This window comes from Pseudoalteromonas sp. G5_S1_14_S5, from assembly GCF_054968605.1.
This window is the reverse complement of the sequence record NZ_JBQKUM010000210.1, coordinates 1-658: the sequence shown is the minus strand read 5'-3', so window position 1 is coordinate 658 and position 658 is coordinate 1. Positions and strand designations below refer to the sequence as shown.

Sequence of the window (658 nt, the reverse complement as noted above, 5' to 3'; positions counted from 1 at the left end):
TAATATGTAATCCGCATTACCTTTAACTATCTGTTTAGCTATGTCTTTTTGACATCCCATTGCGTCCAACGTGATGATACAGTTTTCAATATCAAGTAGGGTGAGTAATCTTGGGATAGCAGATACCTCGTTGCTCTTCTCATCAACCGCGACTTGCCCGAGAACGAGCTGATGTTGACTACTCCAAGCGCTGACCGCATGGAGTGGATTTCGCCTTTCGCGCGTATCAAAAGAGCGTCGAGCTGTTTTGCCATCAATGGCAATGACATCACTCCCAGTGAACTCAATAAGACAGCGCATCCAACTTTGAAACGCTTTCTCAATTTCTTCTGGCTTGAGACGGCATATAACGCGAGCGATGGTATCGTGCCGTGGAATACCATATTCGAAGGGACGATAACGTCGGAGCCAATCTAGGCGATGAATGCCAAAATCTTCAATCTGCTCCCAGCCTTCGGCTCCTGATAGGACAGCACTGACGGCTAAAAGGATAATATCGAGAAGCTCATGTCGCTTGCATCGGTCAATACGTGGGTCTTCAATGGCTTCAAAATGTTGGAGAAAAGAGTCGGTCATACTTTAAACGCTACAATAAGTGATTACTCATTCATTGATCGCCTCTTCACTTAAAAGTTCCAATTTATAATGATCTTGCCGT

1 protein-coding gene is annotated in these 658 nt (G+C 44.7%); it reads right to left on the bottom strand.

Features of this window, described 5'->3' with window-relative positions; translation table 11 throughout:
- On the bottom strand, window positions 1-576 hold a 576-nt coding region (locus ACTRWI_RS22580), incomplete at its 3' end, for an ISAs1 family transposase (RefSeq protein WP_499133927.1).
- Between the last annotated feature and the right edge of the window lie 82 nt (window positions 577-658).